This window comes from Pseudophaeobacter sp. 1A16562 (genome assembly GCF_041008785.1).
Taxonomy (GTDB): domain Bacteria; phylum Pseudomonadota; class Alphaproteobacteria; order Rhodobacterales; family Rhodobacteraceae; genus Phycobacter; species Phycobacter gallaeciensis_A.
In genome coordinates this window covers 83,058-105,106 of record NZ_JAXGFT010000016.1, presented here as the reverse complement: position 1 = coordinate 105,106, position 22,049 = coordinate 83,058, and the positions used below count along the sequence as shown (strand labels likewise).

Below are 22,049 nucleotides of genomic sequence, written 5' to 3'. Positions count from 1 at the left end.
TCAGGAGAACCGCACTATGAACGAGCTGAACGGATATGACATCGAAGATCTCGAACCGGGCATGACCGCCACGTTCTCGAAAACCATCACCGACGCCGACATTGTTCTCTTTGCCGGGGCATCCGGCGACAACAACGCCATTCACATCAATGATGAGTTTGCCAAAACCACACCGTTCAATGGCCGGATCGCGCATGGGTTTCTTACCGCCAGCACTATCTCCGCGGCGATTGCCAACAAACTACCCGGGCCCGGAACAATCTATATCTCGCAGGAGATGAATTTTGTGGCACCTGTGCGTCCAGGAGACACAGTTCACGCTGAAGTGATTGTCGAAACAATCGAGACCGAGCGCTGCCGCGCGAACTTGAGAACAACCTGCCGCGTCCGCGGGCAGGTCGTGGTGGACGGCGAGGCCACTGTCAAGCTGACCTCCAGCGCCAAACGGGGCACAAAAGCCGCGTAGGATATGGCCGACGATCCTTTAGTCAGCCACTTAAATTGTGTCCCCTGTGACTGAACATTCCACCAGCCGCCACGACGACAAAGAGGACATCGTGGGTATCACGACGTTCCTGGGGTTGCTTGACAGGACGGCGTTGCCGCTTGGATGCGCCAGAAAGACAAACTTGACATGATGGGACTCGGATGATGACACAGTGGACTAAAACGAACGACACAGCCGACACAGCAAAGGCCGCAACGGAAATGCAGGATCTGACCCTGCGCACGACAAAAGTGCTGTCACAGCTGCACGTGCGGGCCCTCAAAAAGGCCAGCGGGTCAGAGTATTCCCTGATCGACGCCAAGACACTTGCCAAAGCCTATGGAACCTTCTGGGCCGACATGCTGCAGGAGCCGGGCAAGCTGGTTGATGCACAGATAAAGGCCAGCATGGCGATCCAGTCTTCGTGGAAGGCGATACTGCAAGGCCCCGATGAAGAAAGCGGTGTGCGAGATCGCCGTTTCAGCGATCCGAGTTGGGAAAAGGACCCGATATCGCGAGCCTATCGCGATGTGTTCCTGGCGATTGAAGGCGCGACCAATGACCTTTTGGAAGAGCTTCCAAAAAATTCCAGAGATTATATGCGTGTCAGATTCTACACGCGGCAGATGATGAGCGCACTGTCGCCCAGTAACTACCTGCTGACCAACGCTCCGGCGCGTAAGATGTTCACTGAAACCAACAGTGCGAGTTTTCGGGAAGGATTGTCCAAAATGCTCGACGATCTCGAGCGCGGTGAGGGGCGCCTGGACATCGCGACGAACGATCCGTCGGCGTTCACGGTCGGAAAGGATCTTGGCACGACAGAAGGCGAGGTTGTGTTTCAAAACGACCTGATGCAGCTGATCCAGTACCATCCGCGCACACCGGACCAGCACAGTGTGCCAATCCTGTTTGTCCCGGCCTGGATCAACAAGTTCTACATTCTGGACATGCAGCCGAAGAACAGCCTGGTGCGCTACATGCTGGATCGGGGGCATTCCGTGTTCGTGATTTCCTGGGTCAACCCGACCAGCGATCACGCGGACAAGGATTTTGCTGATTACATGAAACTCGGACCGCTGGCCGCGCTTGATGCCATTCGCGACATCACCCGCGAAGAAAAGGCCAATATCCTCGGTTTCTGCATTGGTGGCATCCTGGTGACGGCAACGCTGGCTTACCTCGCAGCCATTGGTGATGACCGGGTCAATTCCGCCACGACACTGGCCACCATGGTCGATTTCAAGGACGTGGGCGAAATCGGCGTCTTCGTCGATGAAAACCGGCTGGAAGTCCTGCGTGCGCATATGGAAGAGAAAGGCTATCTTGAAGCCTATCACTTGCAGGACATGTTCTCGATGCTTCGCGAGAACGATTTGATCTGGTCGTTCTTCGAGGCCAATTACCTGCGCGGTCGGAAACCCCGGGCTTTCGACCTTTTGTATTGGAATTCGGATTCCACACGACTGCCTGCGGCCATGCTGCTTTGGTATCTCAAAGAGGTCTATCTAGAGAACCGGCTGCGCCAGCCCGGTGGATTGGAAATGAACGGTGTCAAGATCGATCTGAGCAAGATCGAAACGCCGGTTTTCGTACTTGCCACGTCCGAGGATCACATCGCCCCCTGGACCTCGATTTATCCAGCGACGCAGATACTCGGCGGCGAGGTTGAATTTGTCCTTGGCGGCTCGGGCCATATTGCCGGAGTCATCAACCCCCCGACCGAACGTGCCAAATACGGTTTCAGAAAAAGCGACACCTATCCGCCAGAACCAGCGAATTTTCTGACCAAGGCCACGGAAATGCCGGGGTCGTGGTGGCCCTACTGGGCGGACTGGCTCGAGGCCAAAGACGGCAAGACCGTCAAGCCTCGAAAGCCCGTCAACCGCGGAAAGTACAAATCCATCGAGCCGGCACCGGGAAGCTACGTTCGGGCGAATTGAGACCGCGTTCCATGACAGGGATATGTGGTCGTTCGGTACTGCCGGAAATCGCCGCGAAACCTGAACGCCATCCCTCGTGAAGCGGAACGACCGGAAATCCTATCCCTATTGAACCAAGCATCAAACGTCTTGCATTCCTCGGCATAATCAAATGGCCGGTAGCGGATACTCCTGTGCATATGTGGGCAGGGCAACGATCTTCGTCAGATTTCACCGAATGAATTGCCCCCCAATCAACCGGCATTCCGAAATCCCGACTGTGACTGGTCTGGTTGTATGCCGAAATTGAGCGCAAAAACACAGCATTGGGTGCGCTAGGCTCGTATTCCATCGCTGACAAGTTCAAGGATCTGGTTGGCAATAACCTCGGGAGGTTCCGGACCGTCGGGATCGTACCACTCCGGCATCTGGTTGAAGGCCGAGAACAGAACCTGGGCGAGCCTTTTAGGCGAGCATTCGCGGATTGACTTATCCTTGATACCTGCCTCGATGACCTCTTCAAGGAATTCCTGACCGTCGCGCAAGGTTTGGCGCAGTTTTTCCTGATTCTTGCCCGTGAGGTTGCGGCGCGCCTCGCGAATCAATGAGGAACCGAAATCGCTCACAACCAATGCAGCGTAGGAACGAAAAAACACATGAACCCTGTCAAGGCCATTGCCAGTTGACCTTTGGGCCGCGTCAAAGCACAGACCGACCCTTTCCAGGGAAACCAGTGCGCACTGCATTAGGATGTTTTCCTTGTTGCGGGCGTAATAATACAGTGCAGGCTTGGTCAGGTCCAGTTCAGCGGCGATATCATCGAGCGAGGTTTTCTTGTAGCCGACCGACGAGAACAGACTCGCCGCGACATCCAAAACTGCGCGGCGTTTAAGTTCCTGCTGTTCCTCGACGTCTTTTGTCTTTTTATGCCATTGGATCGCAGGCACATTTCCCTCACTATAAATTGTGCGCCGGGCGAGAGAACTTCCCGCCCGACATGTTGGCGAGATTAGTAGTCGAGGCCCCGGGCTGCAACGGTCCAGGAGCCGTTTTCAACCCTGGCCAGAATCAGCGTTTCCACCCCCTGGTGATCTTCGGGGCCAAAGCTGATTGTTTGGCCGCCGATCGGATCGACATAGCCATTGATCGCCTCGATCGCAGCCAAGAAGCCTTCGGTGGTCAGTTCGGGGCCTGCCGCTTCAAGCGCCTCGGCCAGCAAATCGATGAAAATATAGCCCAACTGCGCCTGCGGCTCCATTTTTGTCCCATAGGTCTCTGCATAGGTTTCCAGGATGCGTTTGGCCTCGCCTTCCGAAGTCGCGACATCGGCGAAGACGAAGGGCGAAACCAGATAGAGCCCTTCCATTGCACCGTCTGCCGCCTTGGCCACGGCATCCATGTAGGGGATCATGCCCGTGACGAAGATCGGTTCGAAACCGAGCTTCTTTGAGGTGGCAACGGTCAAGATCGTGTCCTTGACGCTGCCGGCGTTGAAGACGATGTCGCAGCCTGCATTCTTCAAGGTCGTGACCGAAGACACCATGTCGGTCTCTGTGGCCGCATGCTCGGTTTTTGCAACGATCTCCATGCCGTATTCATGTAGCTGCTGTTCGACGCCAAGCGTCATCGACTCGCCCGCCTCGTTGGCGATCTGCGACACGCAGGGAGTCACAAACCCGCCGTTCTCATGAAAATAGGCAACCGCCGCTCGGAACTGCTCGGTATAGCTGCGGAAGAAGGCGTATTTCATTGGATGCAGCGGCTCGGCCATCTCGGTCGCCGCGGTCATGGGAAACAGGTTAGGAACGCCGGCCTCCAACTGCTGCGGCATGACCGCGAGGTTCATTGGTGTTCCCAGCGCGCCGACCATGGCAAAGACCTTGTCGCGGCGCAACAGTTTGTTGGCTGCCTGAATGGCGCGCGGCACCTGATATTGCATGTCCTCGATCACGATCTCAAGCTGGCGGCCATGGATGCCGCCGGCGGCGTTGATCTCGTCCACGCGCATCCGCAGGCCGTTGGCTTCGGGCACACCCCAGACAGCCAGCGGGCCGCTGAGATCGGTATAGCTGCCAAGCGTGATCTTATCTTCGGTCACGCCCTGCGGACCAGCGATGGCCGCCCCGGTGACCAGCGCGGAGAGCGCCAGTGCAGTTGCAAAATTCTTCATGATTTCCTCCCTTTCAAGTTTCAGTACATAGTTTCAATGAGGTCTTTGTATTTACGCTCGACCTCGTTGCGTTTGAGTTTCATCGTCGGAGTGAGTTCCTCATCCTCAGCCGTCAGAAGCACGTCGATCAGGCGGAACTTCTTCACTTGTTCCACCGGCGAAAATCCGGAATTCGCACGGTCCACCTCGTTGCCAATCAACTCGATGATCGGCTCGCTTTCGCAGAGCGATTTGTAGTTCGAGAACGGGATGCGCTTGTCCTGTGCGTATTTCTCGACCGTTTCCTGGTCGATCATGATCAGCACGGTTAGGTACTTGCGCTTGTCGCCAATGATCACCGCGTCCGAGATGTAGGGCGAGAATTTCAGCTCGTTTTCCAGCTGCGAGGGCGTGATGTTCTTGCCGCCGGCGGTGATGATGATGTCCTTCTTGCGGTCCAGAATGGTCAGATCGCCATTGTCGTCCATCTTGCCGACATCGCCGGTATGCACCCAGCCATCCACCATGGTCTCGGCGGTCTTTTCCGGCTGGCTCAGGTAGCCAGAGAAGTTTGACCGCGCGCGTATCAGGATCTCGCCATCCTCGGCCAGTTTGGCTTCGACGCCGCGCATGGCCCGCCCGATCGAGCCGATGGGCGATTGGCCTGGAACCGTGGCAGTGACAATGCCAGTCTCGGTCTGTCCATAGGCTTCCTGCACAGAGACGCCGAGCGCATTGAACCAGCGAAGCAGTCGGGCCGAGATCGGCGCGGCGCCCGAAACGATCGTATGCGCCCGTGCCAGACCCAGTTCCACGCGGATGTTGCGCAGGACAAGGAAATCGATCGCTCGGTGAAAAAGGGAAAGGCCCAGCGGCACCTGTTTGCCCGCAGCCAGCAGATCTGCCCGGCGTTCGGCCACTTTCAGCGCCTGCGTATAGGCAAAGCGTCCAAAGGCGGTGGCGTCATTCATGATGAAAGAGATGCGGGAATAAAACTTTTCCCACACCCGCGGCACGGCAAAGATGAAAGTCGGGGCCACTTCCTGAATGTCGGCATTAAAGGTCTCACCGCTTTCGGCAATATTGATGGTGATGCCATGCCGGATCGGGGTTGCGACCGAGATGATGCGCTCGGCCGCGTGGCACAGCGGCAGGAAAGTCAGGATTTCGTCGCCCGGGCCCAGCGGCATTTCCGGGTGGTTGTCGGCCTGCGCCAGAAAGAACCGGTGCGAGATCATCGCGCCCTTCGGCGCGCCGGTGGTGCCCGAGGTATAGATCAGCGTGGCGATGTCCTCGCCCTTGCCGGCATCAATTCGGGTTTCGAAGGCGGCGTGCATTTCGGGGGCGCCGTCCGCGGCAAGCTCGAGAAACGCCTCCCATCCCATGACCTTGTCGTGAGAAAACCGGCGCAGGCCTTCCATGTCGTAGACAACGACCTTTTCAATCCCCGGCAGCTCGTCCTGTACCAGCAGGTATTTGTCGAGCTGTTCCTCGTCCTCGACGAACAACACCTTGGCGCCGCTGTCGTTGAGCTGATAGGCGACCTGTTTTTCCTGCAAGGTCGGGTAGAGCCCGTGGGTGACCGCGCCGATGCACTGGATGCCGAGATCGGAAAACACCCATTCCTTGTTGTCTTCGCTGATGATCGCCACGACGTCGCCGGCATCGACCCCCAAGGCCATCAGCGCACAACCTGCCTGCCGGGACCGGTGATAGTAGTCGGTCCAGGTGTATTCTTCCCAGATGCCGAAATCCCTTTCGCGGATCGCGATCGCAGACCCGAATTTCCGGCAGTTCTGCCGAAACAGCTTGGGCAGTGTGTCGCAGCCGTCGATTTCAAAGACGGGCGGGGTCCAGTTTTGTGTAGAGATGTCGTTCATCGCCATGTCTTCCTTGCTTTCCAGCGGCGGTCGCCCCGCGCGCTGTCGGCCTTGATGCCAAGGTAAAATTCGCGGATATCGGCGCTGTTCATCAGCACGTCGCGTTCGCCTTCCATGACGATCCGCCCGGTTTCCAGCACATAGCCGAAATCGGCGGCCGGAAGCGCGACGCTGGCGTTCTGTTCCACCAGCAGCATCGTCATGCCTTCCTCGACATTGATCCGCTTGATGATTGCGAAAATCTCGGAAATCAGCCGGGGCGAGAGACCCAGCGACGGCTCATCCAGCAGCATCAGGCTGGGCCGTGCCATGAAGGCGCGTCCAAGGGCCACCATCTGCTGTTGCCCGCCCGACAGGTAGATCGCCTGCTTGTCGAGAAATTCGCGCAGGACCGGGAACCAGCCCAGCACCTTTTCGAAATCGCGCGCCACCTCGTCGCGGTCCTTGCGGCAATAGGCACCCATCATCAGGTTGTCTTTCACCGACAAAAGCGCAAACACTTCGCGTCCTTCGGGGCTATGGGCCACACCGGTGCGGGCAATCACATCCGGATCCAGGCCGGTAATGGCCTTACCCTTGAATGTGATCTCACCTTTGAACGGGTCGAGCGCCCCCGAGATGGTTTTCAGGATAGTGGTCTTGCCAGCGCCGTTCGATCCCATGACCGTGACCACGGTGCCTTCGCGCACCGAAAGGCTGACACCGCGGATCGCCATGACGCGGCCATACATGGTTTCGACATTGCGGACTTTCAGAACTTCGCTCATGCCGCTTCCCCCCCTAGATAGGCTGCCTGCACATCCGGGTCGTCCTGCACCTCCGAGGCGCTGCCGGTGGCCAGGAAGCGGCCTTCGTTGATTGCCAGAACCTTGTCCGAGACCTTGTTCACCAGCTTCATGTCGTGCTCGATCATCACCACGGTGATGCCCAGATCCTCGCGGATGTCTTCGATCACAAAGGCGGTGTCGTCGGTTTCCTCGGTGGTCAGCCCGCTGGAGGGCTCATCCAGCAACAGGATCTCGGGGCTGGCGACCAGCGCGCGCGCCATCTCGGTTTTCTTGCGCACGCCGTAAGGCAGGTCGGCGACGCGGGCGTGACGGTAGCCTTCGAGATCGAGAAACTCGATAACCTCTTCCGCCTTGCGGCGGTGCTCCAGTTCCTGGCGTAATTGGCCGGGCAGGAAGAACAGCTCGCTCAGCGGCGAGAACCGCCCATGCCGGAACCGGCCGATCAACAGGTTGTCCAGAAGTGAGGCATGCTCGAACAATTCGATGTTCTGGAAGGTGCGGGCGATGCCGTGGTTGATCACTTCGTGGGGCCTGGCCCCCAGCAGGCTTTCGCCACCAAAGCGGATATCGCCTTCCAGCGGGTCATAGATGCGGCAGATCAGGTTGAACACCGTGCTCTTGCCGGCACCATTGGGACCGATGATGGTGAATACCTTGCCCGGTTCCACCGAGAAGCTCAGGTTATCGACGGCTTTCAGCCCACCGAATGCCAGCGACACGTTTTCGACTTCAAGCCAGCTCATTTCAGACGCTCCGTCTTGAGGAAGGTCTTCTGACGTTGGAAGCTGCGGCGCTTGTACATCGGGAAGACGTTGAAATAGTGATGGATTTTGACCCAGCGGCCATAGAGCCCATCAGGTTCGAACAGGATGAAGCCAAGAAGGATCATCCCGAAGGCGAGGCTGTCGAACCCGCCGGATGTGGCTATGGCCCCGGGAAGCAGCACCTTGACCCAACTCAGGACGGTGGGCAGCAGCACGATGAAGAACGCGCCGAAGATGGCCCCGTGGATGGTGCCGATCCCACCGACAACGATCATAAGAAGCAGGCGAATGCTCTCACCCATGCCGAAAGTTTCCGGTGTAATGTAGTAGAACGCATGCGCCAGAAGCCCACCAGCCAGACCGGCGAACACCGCCGACAGGAAGAAGGCATAGGCTTTGTAGAAGGCCACATTCGTGCCCAGCGAACGGGCCGAAACTTCGCTGTCGCGGATCGCGATCAGGGCGCGGCCAGACCGTGTGCGCAACAGGTTGCGCGTCATCAGAATGGCGCCGACAAACAGGGCGAGATTTAACAGGTAGGTCTTCCAGCTCTGGTCGATGGCGATGCCGAAGATGTCGATGCCCGGAACCGGCAGGCCACGATGTCCGCCGGTAAAATCGCCGCCGCCGCCGATCAGCCGTTCGGTCACGATAGCAATCGAAAGCGTAGCGATGGCGAGATACAAGCCATGCATGCGCCCGCAGATGCGCCCGATGGCCAGCCCGACCAAACCAGTGATCAGCGCCGCCAGGGGCAGCGACAGGATCCACGGCACGCCGTAGCGGCTGAGCAGGATGGTATGAGCATAGGCGCCGATGGCAACAAAGGCGGCCTGCCCGAAACTCACTTGTCCCGAGAATCCGGTGAGGATCATCAGACCCAGGCCGGCGATGGCATAGATGTAGACAAACGACAATTCGTCCAGAAAGTAGCCGTCAAGGAACAGCGGGGCGGCAAGCGCGATACACAAGAACAGCAGATACCAGAAAGCCTGTGTGCGGTCGCGAAACAGGCGGATGTCCTGCTTGTAGGATTTGCGGAAAAGAACGCGCATGAGCCTATACCTTCTTTGCGTAGATTTGTGCCAGCAGCCCTTCGGGCCGGATCAGCAGCACGACGAACATGATCAGATAGGCGCCGATGCCCTTGAACGTCGGGAACATGATGTCGAAGAACGGCTCGGTCACGCCGATCAGCAAACAGCCCAGAACGGCGCCGGGGATCGATCCGAACCCGCCGACAATGGCGCCGGCAAAGGCTTTGAAGCCGACAAATCCCATCTGCGTCGAGACCAGCGTGACCGGGCCCAGGAGCAGGCCGGCGATGGCGCCGAAGATTGCGGACATGGCCCAGATGGACGAGGTCAGGCGCTTGACGGGGATGCCCATGTAAAAGGCCGCCAATTGGTTCAGGGACAAGGCCTGCATCGCCACGCCTTGGCGGGCATAGCGGAAGAAGGCGTAAAGCCCGCTGGCCACGATGGCGGTTACCAGGATCGCCAGAACGCTGGACCAGCCAATGATGACCGACCCAAGCGTCAGATTGCCCTCAACCGGGGCAGGCAGCGAATAGTTGCCAAAGCCCCATACAATCCCGGCCACGGCGCGCAGTGCAATTCCCAGCGCCAGCGTCAGGATAAAAACGGTGAACACCGGCTGCCCGGTGAGCCGCCGCACAACAAGCGCGTCGACCCCGTAACCGAACCCGCCCATGAACACGAGCGTCAGCAAGGCCCCCAGCCAATAAGGCAACCCCCAAAGCACGATGAACTGATAGCCTACAAAGGCCCCCAGCATCATGAACTCGCCCTGGGCGAAGTTCACCTGCTCGGTAGCCTTGTAGACCAGCACCAGGCCGATGGCGATCAGGCTGTAGAGACAGCCCTGTGACAGGCCGACCAGCAAAAGCTGTATGGCGTCGGCGAAACTCAGACCGGTCATATGGCGGCCCTCCAATGCTCTAGGATTTCGTTCATTTCGACGAAACCGGCGTCACCGGTTGTCGGAATGTCTGGCGGGGTTTGTGAGAATCGGGGGGCCGGGGCGGGCATTTCGATGCCGTCCACGGTGACAAAGCTCTCGCGTGCCCGGTTGTGCTGGTGTGTGGCAGCTTCGGCCAGTGGCACCACCGGCGCAAAGCAGGCATCGCTGCCTTCCAGCACCTCGCACCATTCGGCCTGTGTCCGGGTCAGGAACAGTTCGGTCAGGGCCTCGCGCATGGCCGGCTGCGCCTCGGGCGCATATTGGTCGGCAAAACGCGGATCATCGCTCAGCCCGGTCAGGCGCAGGAATTCGGTAAAGAACTGTGGCTCGACACAGCCGATGGATATGAACTTTCCGTCGGCGGTTTCGTAACAACGATACCACGCCACCCCGCCATTGATGAAATCGCCAGCGCGCTCGCCGCTCCAGGCCCCACCGGCCGCCAGCCCGTGTTGCATGGTCATCAAGAGGTTGACCCCATCGCACATGGCCGCGTCGACCACCTGACCCTCGCCGGTTGCGCGCGCATGGGTCAGGGCCGCGAGGATGCCGACATTCAGCATCATCGCGCCACCACCCTGATCGGCAATCAGGTTCATTGGCGCGGGCGGGGGCCGGTCGGCCTCGCCCAGCCCATGAACCGCGCCCGTGATCGCGGCATAGTTCAGATCATGCCCGGCAGCCTGTGCCAGCGGCCCGGTCTGTCCCCATCCGGTCATGCGGCCATAGACCAGCGCCGGATTGCGTGCCAGAACCGCCTCTGGAGCGAATCCGAGTTTCTCCATCTTGCCGGGGCGGAAGCCCTCGATCAGAATCTCGGCCCGCTCGATCAGCCCCCAGAGCTTTTCAGCATCATTTGCCTGCCGCAGATCGAGCACCAGACTGCGCCGCGAGCGATTGAACAGGTTGTGTTTCTCATCGATCGGCAAGGGGAAAGCCTGACCGGGGCGCGTGATCCGCACCACTTCGGCGCCCATGTCGGCCAGATGCATGGCCGCAAAGGGCGCAGGCCCGATCCCGGCCATTTCGATGACCCGAACACCTTTGAGGGGACCGTTGCGTGTCAGCATCTCGTCACCTCGCCCGCAGCCGCGTGGCGGCATCCAGACGCAGGGTCGCGCCGTTCATGTAGCTGTTTTCGATCAGAAAAGCGCAGGCATGGGCGAATTCTTCCATCCGGCCCACCCGCTTGGGGGCCTCGACGCTTTCTTCGAGCGAGGCGACGACCTCATCTCCGAGGCTCATCACCATCGGTGTGCCAAACAGTCCCGGCGCGATGGCGTTGATACGGATGCCTTTCGGCCCCAGCTCGCGCGCGGCAGGCAGGTTGAGCCCTATCACACCGGCCTTGGACGAGGCATAGGCAGTCTGCCCGATCTGGCCTTCATAGGCCGCCCCGGACGAGATGTTGACGATCACGCCACGCTCTTCCCCGTCTTCGGGCGGGTTTTCCAGCATCCGCGCGGCGGCCTGGCTCATCACGTTGAACGTGCCCACAAGGTTGATCTCGACCGTGCGGCGAAAGGCATCGAGAGACGCAGGTGCGCCCTCGCGGTCGACCACCTTCATCGGGCTGACCACACCGGCACAGTTGATGGCGACATGCAGCGCGCCAAAGCGGTCGACCACAGCCGAGATGGCCTCGGACACGTGCTCGTCGCTGGTCACATCCACCTGCCGGAACATGGCCCGGTCCGCGCCCAAACGGTCGGCCAGCGCGGTGCCCTGTTCCATGTCGCGGTCGAACATGGCCACCTGTGCACCCAGCCCGTGCAGGTATTCTGCCGTCGCAGCACCAAGTCCCGAGGCCCCGCCGGTCACGATAATGGTCTTGCCTTCTATCTTCATGACCTGGGCCCCTATTTGAACGCCGCCACACCGGTCAGGGACCGGGCGATCAGCAGTTTCTGAATCTCTGTGGTCCCGTCCGGGATCGGCCCGATGATGGCTTCGCGGGCCAGGCGTTCGACGATGAACTCGCGGGTCACGCCGTTGCCGCCATGGATCTGCACCGCCTGCCGCGTGGCGTTCACCGCGATCTCGGTGCCGTACCACTTGGCCATGGCGCATTCCGTGTCGCAGCGTTCATCGCGGTCGATCATGCCGGCGGCACGATGGGTCAGCAGGCGCGCGGCGTCGATCTCGGTTGCCATGGTGGCGATCTTGTCGGCAATCATCTGATGCCCGGCGATCTGCTTGCCATGCTGGTTGCGCTCTTGCGCGTAACGGATCGATTCCTCAAGCGCCCGGCGCGCCAGCGCGATGCCCCACATCGCCATATGCACCCGCGCGCGTTCGAACACGACCAGCGTCTGCTGCAACCCGCGCCCTTCGGCGCCGATGGTGTTCTCAACGGGCACCCGCACCTCATCGAGGAAGACCTGCGAGGTCGACTGTGCATTGAGGCCGATCTTGGGGATGTCGCGGGTTTCGAACCCGTGTTCCTTGCGGTCGACCAGGATATGCGTCAACCCCTCGCCGGTGTTGCAGGTGCAGATCAGGAAATCGGCGAAACGCCCGTTCGAAATCCAGGTCTTTTCGCCCGAAATCACCCAATCGCCGCCATCCTTGCGGGCGCGTGTCTTGACCGCCGCCACGTCCGAGCCGACACCCGGCTCAGAGATGCCGATGGCCACGGATGTCTCACCCGCCAGAAGCTGTGGGATATAGCGCGCGCGTTGTTCATCGGTTCCAAGGCGAAGCAAAAGGTCGGCGCCCACCACGTTGATTAGGATCGGCAACGCAATGTCCATCGCCGTGACGCCGACCTCTTCGAATAGCATCAGGTGCGTGGACCAATCGAGCCCCATGCCACCCGCCTCTTCGGGATGGGGGGCCGAGGTCAGGCCGAATTCGGACAGTTGCGTGAGGAACCCCTGGATCACCTCTTTTTCAAACGGCGCATCCTTGACCTTCAGGTATTCCGGTTCGATCTGGTCATCGAGGAAGCGACGCAGCATGTCGCAGGCCATTGTCTGTTCTTCGGTCTTGAACATCTCGCTCTCCTATCGTGCCAGAATCAGGACCGAGGCCACGGCCTCTTCGATCCCGATCAGCCCACCACCGTTCTCTGCAATTGCCACCTTTGCCCCTTCGACCTGGCGCGTGCCGCATTCGCCGCGCAGCTGGCTGACAAGCTCATAGACCTGCCCCAGACCGGTGGCGCCGATCGGGTGGCCCTTGCACTCCAGCCCACCCGACGGGTTGACCGGCACACGCCCGCCAATCGTGGTCTCGCCACGTTCGGAGGCTGCCGCGCCCTCACCAAAGGGAAAAAGACCAAGGTTTTCGATCTGGATCAGCTCGCCCACAGCAGTGGCGTCATGCACCTCGGCGACCGAGACGTCCTCGGGCCCAAGCCCGGCCTTCTCATAGGCGCGCCGGGCCGCCTTAGCGGTCAGATGGTTTTCAAAGTCGTCGCCATCCCGGTCCGAACCGGTCTGGATCACGCTGGCACGCAACTCGATGGCGCGGTCTCGGGAAATGCCGTGGCGCTTCATGCCCGCTTCGGTCATCAGCACCGCCGCAGCACCGCCATCGCTCATCGGGGCGCACATCGGCAGGGTCAGCGGATAGGTGATCGGCGGCGCGCCCAGCACGTCGCCAACAGTGTAGGGATCGCGGAACTGCGCCTTGTCGTTTTCCACCGAATGCATGTGGTTCTTGGCCGCGATGGCCGCGAATTGCGCCTGTGTCGTCCCAAAGAGGCGCATATGCGCGCGGGCAAAGGCGGCGTAGACGGCCATGAAAACGGAATAGGGTTTTTCGGACTCGCTGCCTTCCGGCAGATCGATCCCATGTCCCAGCGCCAGCAGTTGTTTTTCATTCTCCTCGGCAGTCGCCAGTTCCCAGCCCGAGTCGAAAAAGCTGAACATCTTGGCCTTGTCACCAGTCCACATCTTCTCGGCCCCGACGGCCAACGCCACGTCTCCTTCGCCTGCCTTCAGAAACTGCGCCGCCAGGTTCAGGGCGGTTGATCCGCTGGCACAGGCGTTTTCGACGTTCACAACCGGAATGCCCTCGATCCCCATATCGCGCAGGGCGATCTGGCCCGGGATCATCAACTGGCCTTCCAGATGCCGCTGGGTGGCGTTCGAGAAATAGGCGGCTTCGACCGCACCGGCGGAAATCCCGGCATCAGCCAGGGCCCCGGTGACGGCCTCGCGGGACAGCGACTTCACAGTCGCCCCGTCCAGGCGTCCCATGCGCGTCATCGCCACGCCGGTTATGTAAACCTTGTCCATCTTGGTCCTCATCAGTTTCCGGCAAAGACCGGTTTGCGTTTCTCCGAAAACGCCGCCAGCCCTTCGGCAGCGTCGTTTGATGTCAGGTGGTCGCGCAGGACCGACAATTCCCAGACCAGAGCTTCGGCTTGCGACATATCTACTGACGCGTTGGCGACCGCTTTCATGCGCGACAGGACGAGCGGGCTTTTGTCAGCCAGATCACTTGCGAACGTGTCCAGACGAGCCTCAAGCGCATCATCGGCAACAACTTCCTGCACAAGCCCCATGCGCAACCAATCGCGCGCCGGCAGACTTCGGCCGGAAAACAGCAGATATTTAGCGTTCGGCAGGCCAATCCGAGAGGGCAGGACAGCAGCGCCACCGGCCCCCGGAAAGACCCCAAAATTGGCATGCGCATCACCGATCTTCGCGCTTTCTGCGGCGATCAGTACGTCGCAGCACATGGCCAGTTCCAGACCGCCGGCGACGGTCACGCCGTTCAGGCCACCAATGACGGGTTTGGGAAAATCGCGGAGAATCTGAAAAACCTCCGCTACGGCATCAAGGAAATCGCCGTCTTCGGACCGCTCCTTTGACAGACCAGCTTGCACCGCCTTGAGATCAGCGCCCGCACAGAACGCCCGGCCGCTGCCGGTCAGCACCACAACGCGCAGCTTTTCGTCACGACGAATGCACTCAAGCGCCTCCCCAAGCTCCAAAACCATGTCCCGCGAAAGAGCGTTCAACTCGGTGGGTCTGTTCAGGCGCAACCAGGCCGCCGATCCCCGCGTCTCCAAAATGACATTTACATGTTGCATATGCTCACCTTTATTTACTGACTAGTAAGTAATAATAAGCCTGCGCTGTCAACATCAAATTTCCTTATCTATTACAGCACCTTGGAAGAAACGCTCGAATGGGGGTTCATAAAACCTGTAAAAAACCGAGAATCAGAGTGACAGCTTTTTCGGGCGAGACTCGTTGTTCGCGAAGGAAATCTCACAGGAATTGCTGCCTGTCGGTAATCATGTGTGCTTGCGCTTCAGGAATGCCGAACAGGCAACACCGAACAAATTCAGTCGGCTACACATCGCAGATTTCTGACAGGTCCCGCTCCCGACAGCGGCAACGAGTAGGAGTTAGTGTCCGCGCACGTGGTGTAATTTGTCGGGTGGCCCGAGGTCATGATCAGGCGGCTTTGATGCTGAGAATTGGGTCTGTCTCCTCGTTGTCGATCTGTGCGAATGCCTCGACCATCATATAACGGCTGGCGGTCTGCCATTCGTCGTTTTGCTCGAACAGCACGGCGCCGATTAGGCGGGTGATGGATGCCTCGTTGGGGAAGATGCCGACGACATCTGCGCGCCGTTTCACTTCCTTGTTCAGGCGCTCGATGGGGTTGGTGCTGTGAAGCTTGGTGCGGTGCTGGCGCGATAGGAGAGCAGGATGTTCAAGACCGAAGAACAGACAATGGCCTGCGATATGCTGCGCCGCTTCCTCGAAATTGATACAAAGGACTAACCATGAATTCCTATGCCACGCCTATCGTCCCTGACACCTCCATCGACGATCTCAAGGCGCTTTTCACCTGCCAGAAAGCCGCCTCCAATGCCAACCCCTACCCGTCCTACGAAGAACGGTGCGGCAATGTCGAAAAGCTGCTGAAACTGACCGAGAAACACAAGCACGACATTTGTAATGTCATCGACAAGGATTTCGGCAACCGCTCGGTGCGCGAAACCACGCTGAGCGATTTGTTCCTTGTCATCCAGGGCGCCAAACATGCCCGCCGTCACCTGCGCAAATGGATGCGCCCGCGCCGGGTGGGCACAAGCCTGCATTCGCTGCCGGCCACATGCAAGGTGGTGCCGCAGCCCCTAGGAGTGATCGGCAATATCGCTCCCTGGAACTATCCCTATGCCATCGCGCTTCTTCCGGCGGTGCATGCGCTGGCCGCAGGCAACCGTATGATGATCAAGCCCAGCGAGGTCACGGTACATACAACCGAACTTCTGGGCAATCTCGTTTCCGACAATTTTGACGAGGACCTGTTGGCCGTCGTCACCGGCGGGGCCGAGCTGGGCAATGCCTTTGCCGAACTGCCTTTTGACCACCTGATCTTTACGGGGTCCACCGCCGTGGGGCGCAAGATCGCCCAGGCCGCGGCACCCAACCTGACGCCTGTCACGCTGGAACTGGGGGGCAAGAGCCCCGCGATCATCGACCATTCCTATAATCCGGCCAAGGCGGTCAGCTCGATCCTGCGCGGCAAGGTGCTGAACTGTGGCCAGACCTGTATCGGAGTGGACTACGTCTTTGTGCCCACCGAAAAGCTTGATGGGTTCGTCGGGGATATGAAGAAGGGCTTTACCAAGTTCTTTCCCAACCTCGATGGCAACGTAGACTACACCACGATCGTTTCGGACCGCCATTACGACCGGCTGCGCAATGTGGTCACCGATGCCCGTGACAAGGGGGCAAAGGTGGTGACGGTCAACCCCGATGGTGGCGAGGGCAATACCAACAACCGGATTCTGCCGCTGAATATAGTGATCAACCCCAGCGACGACATGGCAGTGATGCAGGAGGAAGTGTTCGGCCCGGTTCTGTCGATCAAGACCTATGACAGCCTGGATGAGGTCACGGGCTATATCAACAGCCATGACCGTCCGTTGGCGCTCTATTGGTTTGGCCATGACCGCGCCCGTGAAAAACACATGCTGCAAAACACCTGGGCCGGGGGGATGTGCGTCAACGAAACCCTGTTCCACGTGTTCCAGGAAAAGTTGCCCTTCGGCGGCATTGGGGCCAGCGGCATGGGCACCCATACCGGCAAGGCTGGGTTTGACAGTTTCAGCGCCCACAAGCCGGTCTTCCGGCAGGCGCGGCTGAACTCGGCCAACCTTCTGAATCCGCCCTACAGCAGGCTCACCGACACGCTCTTGGCGGTCATGAAGAAAATCGTCTGACACAGACACAAAAAATGGTAACAGGGAGAGTAACAATGGCAGATTATGTAGTCATTGGTGGAGGATCTTCGGGAGGAGTGGTTGCCGCGCGGCTATCCGAGGATCCGAACACTACCGTCACGCTTCTCGAGGCAGGGGGTCCGGGTAACTCGAAATTCGTTTCGATTCCCGGCATGTTCGCCGGGCTGATCCAGAACTACAAAATCAACAAGCTGAACTGGCGCTTCAACACCACGCCGCAGAAAAATCTTAACAACCGTGCGCTTTATAACCCGCGCGGCAAGATGCTGGGCGGTTCGTCCGGCATGAACGGCATGGTCTATATCCGTGGCGAATCCGGTGACTATGACCGCTGGTCCGAACTCGGCAACGAAGGCTGGAGCTATGACGAGGTGCTGCCCTATTTCCGAAAGGCCGAAAACAACGAACGCGGTGCGGATGACTATCACGGCGACAGCGGTCCCTTGCATGTCAGCAACGGCGATGCCTCGTTTGATTTCTACAACGCCTTCCTCTCCTCGGGCGAGAAGCTGGAATACCCCAAGACCCCGGATTTTAACGGCGCCAATCGCGAAGGGCTGGGCATCTACCAGTTCACCACCAAGAACGGCGAACGCGCCTCGGTCAAGTTCTGCTATCTCGACCCGATCACGGACCGCAAGAACTTGGATATCCAGGTTAAGGCCACGGTGCGCCGGATCGTCATGGAAGACGGGCGCGCGGTGGCCGTCGAATACGACCAGGGCGGCGAAACCAAGCGGGTCGGGGTGAACAAGGAGGTCATCGTCAGCGGCGGGGCCTTCGGCTCGCCGCAAGTCCTGATGCTCTCGGGCATCGGACCCCGGGCCGAGTTGGAGAAACATGGCATCAAGGTGCAGCATGAATTGCCCGGCGTGGGCGAAAACCTGCATGACCACCCGGACGTGATGTTCGTGTTCAAATCTAAGAAACGCACCGGAATTTCCCTTGGCCCACTGGGCACGCTCAAGAACCTTGGTGCCTTCTACCAGTATTTCACCAGGCGCAAAGGTTGGCTCGCCAATCCGCCCACAGCGGCGGGTGGCTTCCTGCGGTCCGAGCCGGGTAAGAACAACCCGGATTTCCAACTTCACATGGTGCCGTTGCCCTATCGCAACCATGCCCATGACTACATGTCGATGATCAAGTGGGGCTTTACCATGATTGTCAATATCGGTCACCCGCGCAGCCGGGGGCGTTTGACGCTCAAGAACGCCAACCCGGGGTCCGAGCCCAATATCGACCTGAACCTGCTGGATCACGCCGATGACCTGAAGGACATGCGCAATGCCTTCAAGGTGACGCAGGACATCCTGCACGGCTCACCGCTGAAGGATATGATCGCCAAGCCGCTTTACCCAAAGCGTTATCTCAATACCGATGCCGAGATCGACGACTACCTGCGCGCCGAGGTCAACCATGCGTATCACCCGGTCGGCACCTGCAAGATGGGCCGCGACGACATGGCCGTGGTCGATGCGCGGCTCAAGGTCAAGGGACTGGCCAATGTGCGTGTCGCCGATGCCTCAATCATGCCCGAGATCATCAACGGCAACACCAATGCCACCTGTATCATGATCGGTGAAAAATCCGCCGACATGATTAAGGAGGACGCAGCCGCAACCTGATCAATTCGCCCGCAAGGCCAAGGATGCCGAGCATCAGCAGAAGCTGAAGCGCTGGGTGTTGCTGGATACGGCCGCGCACGAGTTCACCACCAAGAGGTATTCGGAAACGTCAATTGGCAAATTGGCCGACCTGCTCGATGTTTCCAAGCCTGCCCTCTGTTACTATGTGAAGAACAAGGAAGACATCCTGCTGCAGTGCACAATCGAATCTCCTTCTCGAAGGTGCGCAATAAAGCAACCGAACTCGTCCGTCACGTCCTGCAAGCGGATTCCGTCATACCGCGAGGTCGCCATGTCAGCGACGCGCAACAGATTGGCAGCTTTTGAGAAAGTCCATTTGACAGCCTCGTATCCGGTTTGCATTTGTAGCAACATCGCGGCATGACAATCTCTGTCATGCTGGCACATTGAAATTAACCAGCACACCCGGGAATCGACTTTCAGTTTTCGAGAGTCCATATCCTGAAGCGCCCCTGCCCTGTCACCTCGCGGATCAAACCGCTTTCTTCCATCCACGCCAGATTGCGTTGAATGGCGGCGCGACTGGCTCCGGTCACGGATTCAGCCATTGGTGCAGAGACCAATGGCCACTGAGAGAAAGCTTTACGCAAGGCGACCGGCGTGCGACCCGACAAATGCGCCATGTCGGACTCCGCCCGCGCCGCCCACCTTTCAGTATCGTCAAGTACTCGCATCGCCGATAAAATCGCGCTGCTCATCCCATCCAGCCAGCGGGCCAAACGTTCGGGCGGCAAGCCCGAGGCACGCAGCCCCCCTGCCCCGCCCATAGCGAGCGGTGCGAAGATGGCGCCGGTGCCATCGCTTGCCGCGATCCTGGACGCGGTGACGGCGGCTTCGATCTGGTCTCCGTATTGTCCGAGGCCCGCGAGGCTCCAGAGGTGATACCCCATGCAAGCCCGCGTGATTGGATGAAGATCGGCCGCAGCTGCCAATACCTTCAGCCATCCGCCCGCGCGATCTTTGAGACGCTCGGCACTGTCCTCAATGTTCTCGGGATCACGGCGATCCAGGAAGGCGGCCAAATCGCCCTTTGGTCCGGGGCCGCCTGTCAGGCGCCGAACAGCCCATCCAACTCTTGCCAGGGCATTTGGGTCATCCTGTGCGCCTGACAACCGCATCGATACCCAGAGCGCCAGACGATCAGAACTCACCCGATCCCCTGCGAACCAGCTGAGGTCCGCCGCCTCGATCAACGCGAGCCTATGCCGCCAACCTTCCGGGCCACGCAGCAGCCGGTCATCCAGAGCACCCAGACGTCCAGCGACCCGTGCCAGTCGAGCAGCGTGAACGCTTTCTGCCTTTGCCCAGTCTGCGATGACAGCAGTGTCGGGCGGTTCTGCCCGTGGCCCGGGAAGCAAATCATCCGGTTCTTCCTCGAGTGGCCCAGGCAGAAACCAGAGATCCTCTTTGTCGCAATTGCATTGTCGTTTCATCAAAAGGTTCTTAAACGATTTCAGCAGGATGAGGCGGAAATAGACGTAGAATATTACGTTGCGATTTCAATTTTTATCTCGCATTTCAATAAGCGAGAGAATTAGGGCGGAAAATGATGTTGAGACACTCTGAGACGACCGGCTTATGACGCTGAACGGACAGGAACCCTCTGACGAGGCCTGGAGCAAGGCCACGCGCATTGCGCGAGAGCTGGACCGCATTCTAGATGGCACGGAACCAATGCGAGACGCGGTCGCGCGCGCGGCGTCCGAATTGCGCCTGTCGGCGCGCCAGATCTACAACCACTTGAGCCGATACCGTGACGAACGCCGAGTGTCTTCCCTTCTGCCAAGAACGAGCGGTGCCAGACGCACAAGGATCAGCCAGGCCGTCGAGGAAATCATTGCGCAAACGCTGCGGGAAATGTGGCTTCGGCCCGAGCAACCAGACCTCGCTCCAATCATCGAGGAAATTCGCGCACGCTGTGCCAGCGAGGGGCTTTCTCCGCCAGCCTACGTCACCGTCGCAAAGCGCATCCCGCTGCTGTTCACACCAGAAGAGATCGCACGTCGGCGACACTCCGGCGGAAAAAGCTTGCGCCGTCTGAAACCTCGACCTGGCTATATCCGGGCCAAGCACGCCCTTGACGTGGTCCAGATCGACCATACCCCTGCCGATATCCAGTTCGTGGAAATCATCGACGGTCAGGGTATCTTTGTCGGTCGGCCTTACCTTACGATCGCAGCGGATGTCGCGACAAGCGCAATCATCGGGTTCTGTCTGACCCTAGAGCAACCGTCGCGCCTGTCGGTCGCGCTTTGTCTGGCGCAGGCGATGTGCCGCAAGGAAGACTGGCTGGCCGAACGCAACATCAATCATGCCTGGCCGATGTTTGGCCGTCCGAAGCAGGTCGTGGTGGATTCCGCAATGGAATTCAAAAGCGCCAGTTTCACCCGAGGATGTGCGGAGTATGGCATCGCCATTCAAACCCGGAACAAGGGGACCGTCCATCGTGGCGGTGTTGTCGAACGCCTTCTCGGCAAGGTGAACACAGTGCTGCGGTCATTGCCAGGAAAGACCGGGCGCTCCATCGCGGACCGGGGTGAATACCTATCCGCGGACCGGGCGAAGCTCAGCTTCTCGGACCTCGAACGCTGTATCGCACTGGCGATAATTGACCACAATCTCAGCCAGAACGCTCGGAAACTGACCGTGCCGATGGATGATTGGGAACGCAAGCGCCGTGTGATGGAAGGCCCCGCCGACAATCCCATGGATGTTTTGCTCAATTTCCTCCCCAACACCACCCGCAGGATTTCACCTCAAGGCATCAGCCTTTTCGCCATCGACTATTTCGATCCCTGGCTCGGCCCATCGATCGCCCGGCGCGACCGGCTGGAGGCCTTCGATCTTCGCTACGACCCGCGCGACATGAGCCACGTCTACCTCAGGGATCCCGATACCGGAGCCTGGCGCGCGGTCGGCCGGCGAGACGGCTTGTCCGAACCGATCACCCTGTGGCAACACAAGGCCGAACGAAACCGGCTGCGCGAATCCGGAAGACGCCCGGTCGAAGACAGAACGGCGATCCGGCGCGAAATCGCCGCGACCGTGGATGCGTCGGCATCGCGAAAACAGCAGATGAAGGCATTGACCCGCGCCAGACATGCGGCCGATGCTCCAAAACCCTATCAGAAACTTGCCCCTTCCCCGGCACCCACCCGCGAGGGCCCGGCCCGGGACCGCCCGCGACGGGTCTTTCCGGTGGAGGATTGGTGAG

The 22,049-nt window shown here is 59.4% G+C and carries 19 protein-coding genes and 1 pseudogene; 6 read left to right on the top strand and 14 right to left on the bottom strand.

Annotation, left to right across the window (positions count from 1 at the left end; all coding sequences use genetic code 11):
- Positions 1-16: 16 nt before the first annotated feature.
- Both SM764_RS19245 and SM764_RS19240 read left to right on the top strand, forming a co-directional pair.
- Positions 17-466: a MaoC family dehydratase gene (locus tag SM764_RS19245; protein WP_161353835.1), complete on the top strand. Its 450-nt coding sequence runs from the start codon at positions 17-19 to the stop codon at positions 464-466.
- Between the two features lie 380 nt (positions 467-846).
- Positions 847-2,430, top strand: coding sequence for a PHA/PHB synthase family protein (locus SM764_RS19240; RefSeq protein ID WP_369002497.1), 1,584 nt, complete (start codon positions 847-849; stop codon positions 2,428-2,430).
- A gap of 314 nt (positions 2,431-2,744) precedes the next feature.
- Here SM764_RS19240 and SM764_RS19235 read toward each other — a convergent pair whose 3' ends face one another.
- From SM764_RS19235 to SM764_RS19175, 13 genes and pseudogenes are all read right to left on the bottom strand, one after another.
- Complete coding sequence (locus tag SM764_RS19235; protein WP_274861576.1) at positions 2,745-3,356, bottom strand: TetR/AcrR family transcriptional regulator; 612 nt, start codon at positions 3,354-3,356, stop codon at positions 2,745-2,747.
- Positions 3,357-3,418: 62 nt separating this feature from the next.
- Positions 3,419-4,579 (bottom strand): ABC transporter substrate-binding protein, encoded by a 1,161-nt coding sequence (locus SM764_RS19230; protein WP_243614752.1) that lies wholly within the window; start codon positions 4,577-4,579, stop codon positions 3,419-3,421.
- A gap of 20 nt (positions 4,580-4,599) precedes the next feature.
- On the bottom strand, positions 4,600-6,438 hold the full coding sequence (locus tag SM764_RS19225; protein ID WP_244525673.1) for an AMP-dependent synthetase/ligase: 1,839 nt from the start codon (positions 6,436-6,438) through the stop codon (positions 4,600-4,602).
- Positions 6,435-7,205, bottom strand: coding sequence for an ABC transporter ATP-binding protein (locus SM764_RS19220; RefSeq protein ID WP_093455111.1), 771 nt, complete (start codon positions 7,203-7,205; stop codon positions 6,435-6,437). Before SM764_RS19220 ends, SM764_RS19225 begins: the two co-directional genes overlap by 4 nt.
- Entirely contained in the window at positions 7,202-7,969 is a 768-nt protein-coding gene (locus SM764_RS19215) for an ABC transporter ATP-binding protein (protein ID WP_093455112.1), read from the bottom strand. The genes SM764_RS19220 and SM764_RS19215 overlap by 4 nt, the downstream gene beginning before the upstream one ends.
- The gene (locus SM764_RS19210; protein ID WP_093455113.1) at positions 7,966-9,045 is read right to left on the bottom strand and encodes a branched-chain amino acid ABC transporter permease; all 1,080 of its coding nucleotides are present in this window, start codon (positions 9,043-9,045) and stop codon (positions 7,966-7,968) included. Before SM764_RS19210 ends, SM764_RS19215 begins: the two co-directional genes overlap by 4 nt.
- A 4-nt stretch (positions 9,046-9,049) precedes the next feature.
- A complete protein-coding gene (locus SM764_RS19205) occupies positions 9,050-9,931 on the bottom strand; it encodes a branched-chain amino acid ABC transporter permease (protein ID WP_093455114.1) in 882 nt (293 codons plus the stop codon).
- The gene (locus SM764_RS19200) at positions 9,928-11,043 is read right to left on the bottom strand and encodes a CaiB/BaiF CoA transferase family protein (RefSeq protein WP_093455118.1); all 1,116 of its coding nucleotides are present in this window, start codon (positions 11,041-11,043) and stop codon (positions 9,928-9,930) included. The genes SM764_RS19205 and SM764_RS19200 overlap by 4 nt, the downstream gene beginning before the upstream one ends.
- A 4-nt stretch (positions 11,044-11,047) precedes the next feature.
- Entirely contained in the window at positions 11,048-11,821 is a 774-nt protein-coding gene (locus SM764_RS19195) for an SDR family NAD(P)-dependent oxidoreductase (protein ID WP_093455115.1), read from the bottom strand.
- Between the two features lie 11 nt (positions 11,822-11,832).
- The gene (locus SM764_RS19190) at positions 11,833-12,969 is read right to left on the bottom strand and encodes an acyl-CoA dehydrogenase family protein (RefSeq protein ID WP_093455116.1); all 1,137 of its coding nucleotides are present in this window, start codon (positions 12,967-12,969) and stop codon (positions 11,833-11,835) included.
- A gap of 9 nt (positions 12,970-12,978) precedes the next feature.
- Positions 12,979-14,217, bottom strand: coding sequence for a thiolase family protein (locus tag SM764_RS19185; RefSeq protein ID WP_093455119.1), 1,239 nt, complete (start codon positions 14,215-14,217; stop codon positions 12,979-12,981).
- Between the two features lie 11 nt (positions 14,218-14,228).
- Positions 14,229-15,017, bottom strand: a complete 789-nt coding sequence (locus SM764_RS19180) for an enoyl-CoA hydratase/isomerase family protein (RefSeq protein ID WP_093455117.1) — start codon at positions 15,015-15,017, stop codon at positions 14,229-14,231.
- A gap of 370 nt (positions 15,018-15,387) precedes the next feature.
- Positions 15,388-15,627 (bottom strand): annotated as a pseudogene (locus SM764_RS19175) (transposase); the annotation flags it as partial.
- Positions 15,628-15,722: 95 nt separating this feature from the next.
- Here SM764_RS19175 and SM764_RS19170 point away from each other — a divergent pair.
- From SM764_RS19170 to SM764_RS19160, 3 genes are read left to right on the top strand one after another with little or no spacing between them, the layout of a single operon-like run.
- Positions 15,723-17,168 (top strand): coniferyl aldehyde dehydrogenase, encoded by a 1,446-nt coding sequence (locus tag SM764_RS19170; RefSeq protein ID WP_369002496.1) that lies wholly within the window; start codon positions 15,723-15,725, stop codon positions 17,166-17,168.
- A 35-nt stretch (positions 17,169-17,203) separates the two neighbouring features.
- Entirely contained in the window at positions 17,204-18,814 is a 1,611-nt protein-coding gene (locus SM764_RS19165) for a GMC family oxidoreductase (RefSeq protein ID WP_161353829.1), read from the top strand.
- A gap of 55 nt (positions 18,815-18,869) precedes the next feature.
- Positions 18,870-19,199 (top strand): TetR/AcrR family transcriptional regulator, encoded by a 330-nt coding sequence (locus SM764_RS19160; protein ID WP_367022248.1) that lies wholly within the window; start codon positions 18,870-18,872, stop codon positions 19,197-19,199.
- 55 nt (positions 19,200-19,254) lie between these two features.
- On the opposite strand, the gene SM764_RS19155 is transcribed toward SM764_RS19160, so the two are convergent.
- A complete protein-coding gene (locus SM764_RS19155; RefSeq protein WP_161353827.1) occupies positions 19,255-20,268 on the bottom strand; it encodes a hypothetical protein in 1,014 nt (337 codons plus the stop codon).
- Positions 20,269-20,413: 145 nt separating this feature from the next.
- On the opposite strand from SM764_RS19155, the gene SM764_RS19150 reads away from it, so the two are divergent.
- On the top strand, positions 20,414-22,048 hold the full coding sequence (locus tag SM764_RS19150; protein ID WP_037932042.1) for a TnsB C-terminal domain-containing protein: 1,635 nt from the start codon (positions 20,414-20,416) through the stop codon (positions 22,046-22,048).
- Position 22,049 lies beyond the last annotated feature (1 nt).

Bases quoted from the DNA above. Each gene is read 5' to 3' on its own strand.
- SM764_RS19245 (WP_161353835.1), top strand. From the start codon at position 17: ATGAACGAGCTGAACGGATATGACATCGAAGATCTCGAACCGGGCATG.
- SM764_RS19240 (WP_369002497.1), top strand. From the start codon at position 847: ATGCTGCAGGAGCCGGGCAAGCTGGTTGATGCACAGATAAAGGCCAGC.
- SM764_RS19230 (WP_243614752.1), bottom strand. From the start codon at position 4,579: ATGAAGAATTTTGCAACTGCACTGGCGCTCTCCGCGCTGGTCACCGGG.
- SM764_RS19225 (WP_244525673.1), bottom strand. From the start codon at position 6,438: ATGAACGACATCTCTACACAAAACTGGACCCCGCCCGTCTTTGAAATC.
- SM764_RS19220 (WP_093455111.1), bottom strand. From the start codon at position 7,205: ATGAGCGAAGTTCTGAAAGTCCGCAATGTCGAAACCATGTATGGCCGC.
- SM764_RS19215 (WP_093455112.1), bottom strand. From the start codon at position 7,969: ATGAGCTGGCTTGAAGTCGAAAACGTGTCGCTGGCATTCGGTGGGCTG.
- SM764_RS19210 (WP_093455113.1), bottom strand. From the start codon at position 9,045: ATGCGCGTTCTTTTCCGCAAATCCTACAAGCAGGACATCCGCCTGTTT.
- SM764_RS19205 (WP_093455114.1), bottom strand. From the start codon at position 9,931: ATGACCGGTCTGAGTTTCGCCGACGCCATACAGCTTTTGCTGGTCGGC.
- SM764_RS19200 (WP_093455118.1), bottom strand. From the start codon at position 11,043: ATGCTGACACGCAACGGTCCCCTCAAAGGTGTTCGGGTCATCGAAATG.
- SM764_RS19195 (WP_093455115.1), bottom strand. From the start codon at position 11,821: ATGAAGATAGAAGGCAAGACCATTATCGTGACCGGCGGGGCCTCGGGA.
- SM764_RS19190 (WP_093455116.1), bottom strand. From the start codon at position 12,969: ATGTTCAAGACCGAAGAACAGACAATGGCCTGCGACATGCTGCGTCGC.
- SM764_RS19185 (WP_093455119.1), bottom strand. From the start codon at position 14,217: ATGGACAAGGTTTACATAACCGGCGTGGCGATGACGCGCATGGGACGC.
- SM764_RS19180 (WP_093455117.1), bottom strand. From the start codon at position 15,017: ATGCAACATGTAAATGTCATTTTGGAGACGCGGGGATCGGCGGCCTGG.
- SM764_RS19170 (WP_369002496.1), top strand. From the start codon at position 15,723: ATGAATTCCTATGCCACGCCTATCGTCCCTGACACCTCCATCGACGAT.
- SM764_RS19165 (WP_161353829.1), top strand. From the start codon at position 17,204: ATGGCAGATTATGTAGTCATTGGTGGAGGATCTTCGGGAGGAGTGGTT.
- SM764_RS19155 (WP_161353827.1), bottom strand. From the start codon at position 20,268: ATGAAACGACAATGCAATTGCGACAAAGAGGATCTCTGGTTTCTGCCT.
- SM764_RS19150 (WP_037932042.1), top strand. From the start codon at position 20,414: ATGACGCTGAACGGACAGGAACCCTCTGACGAGGCCTGGAGCAAGGCC.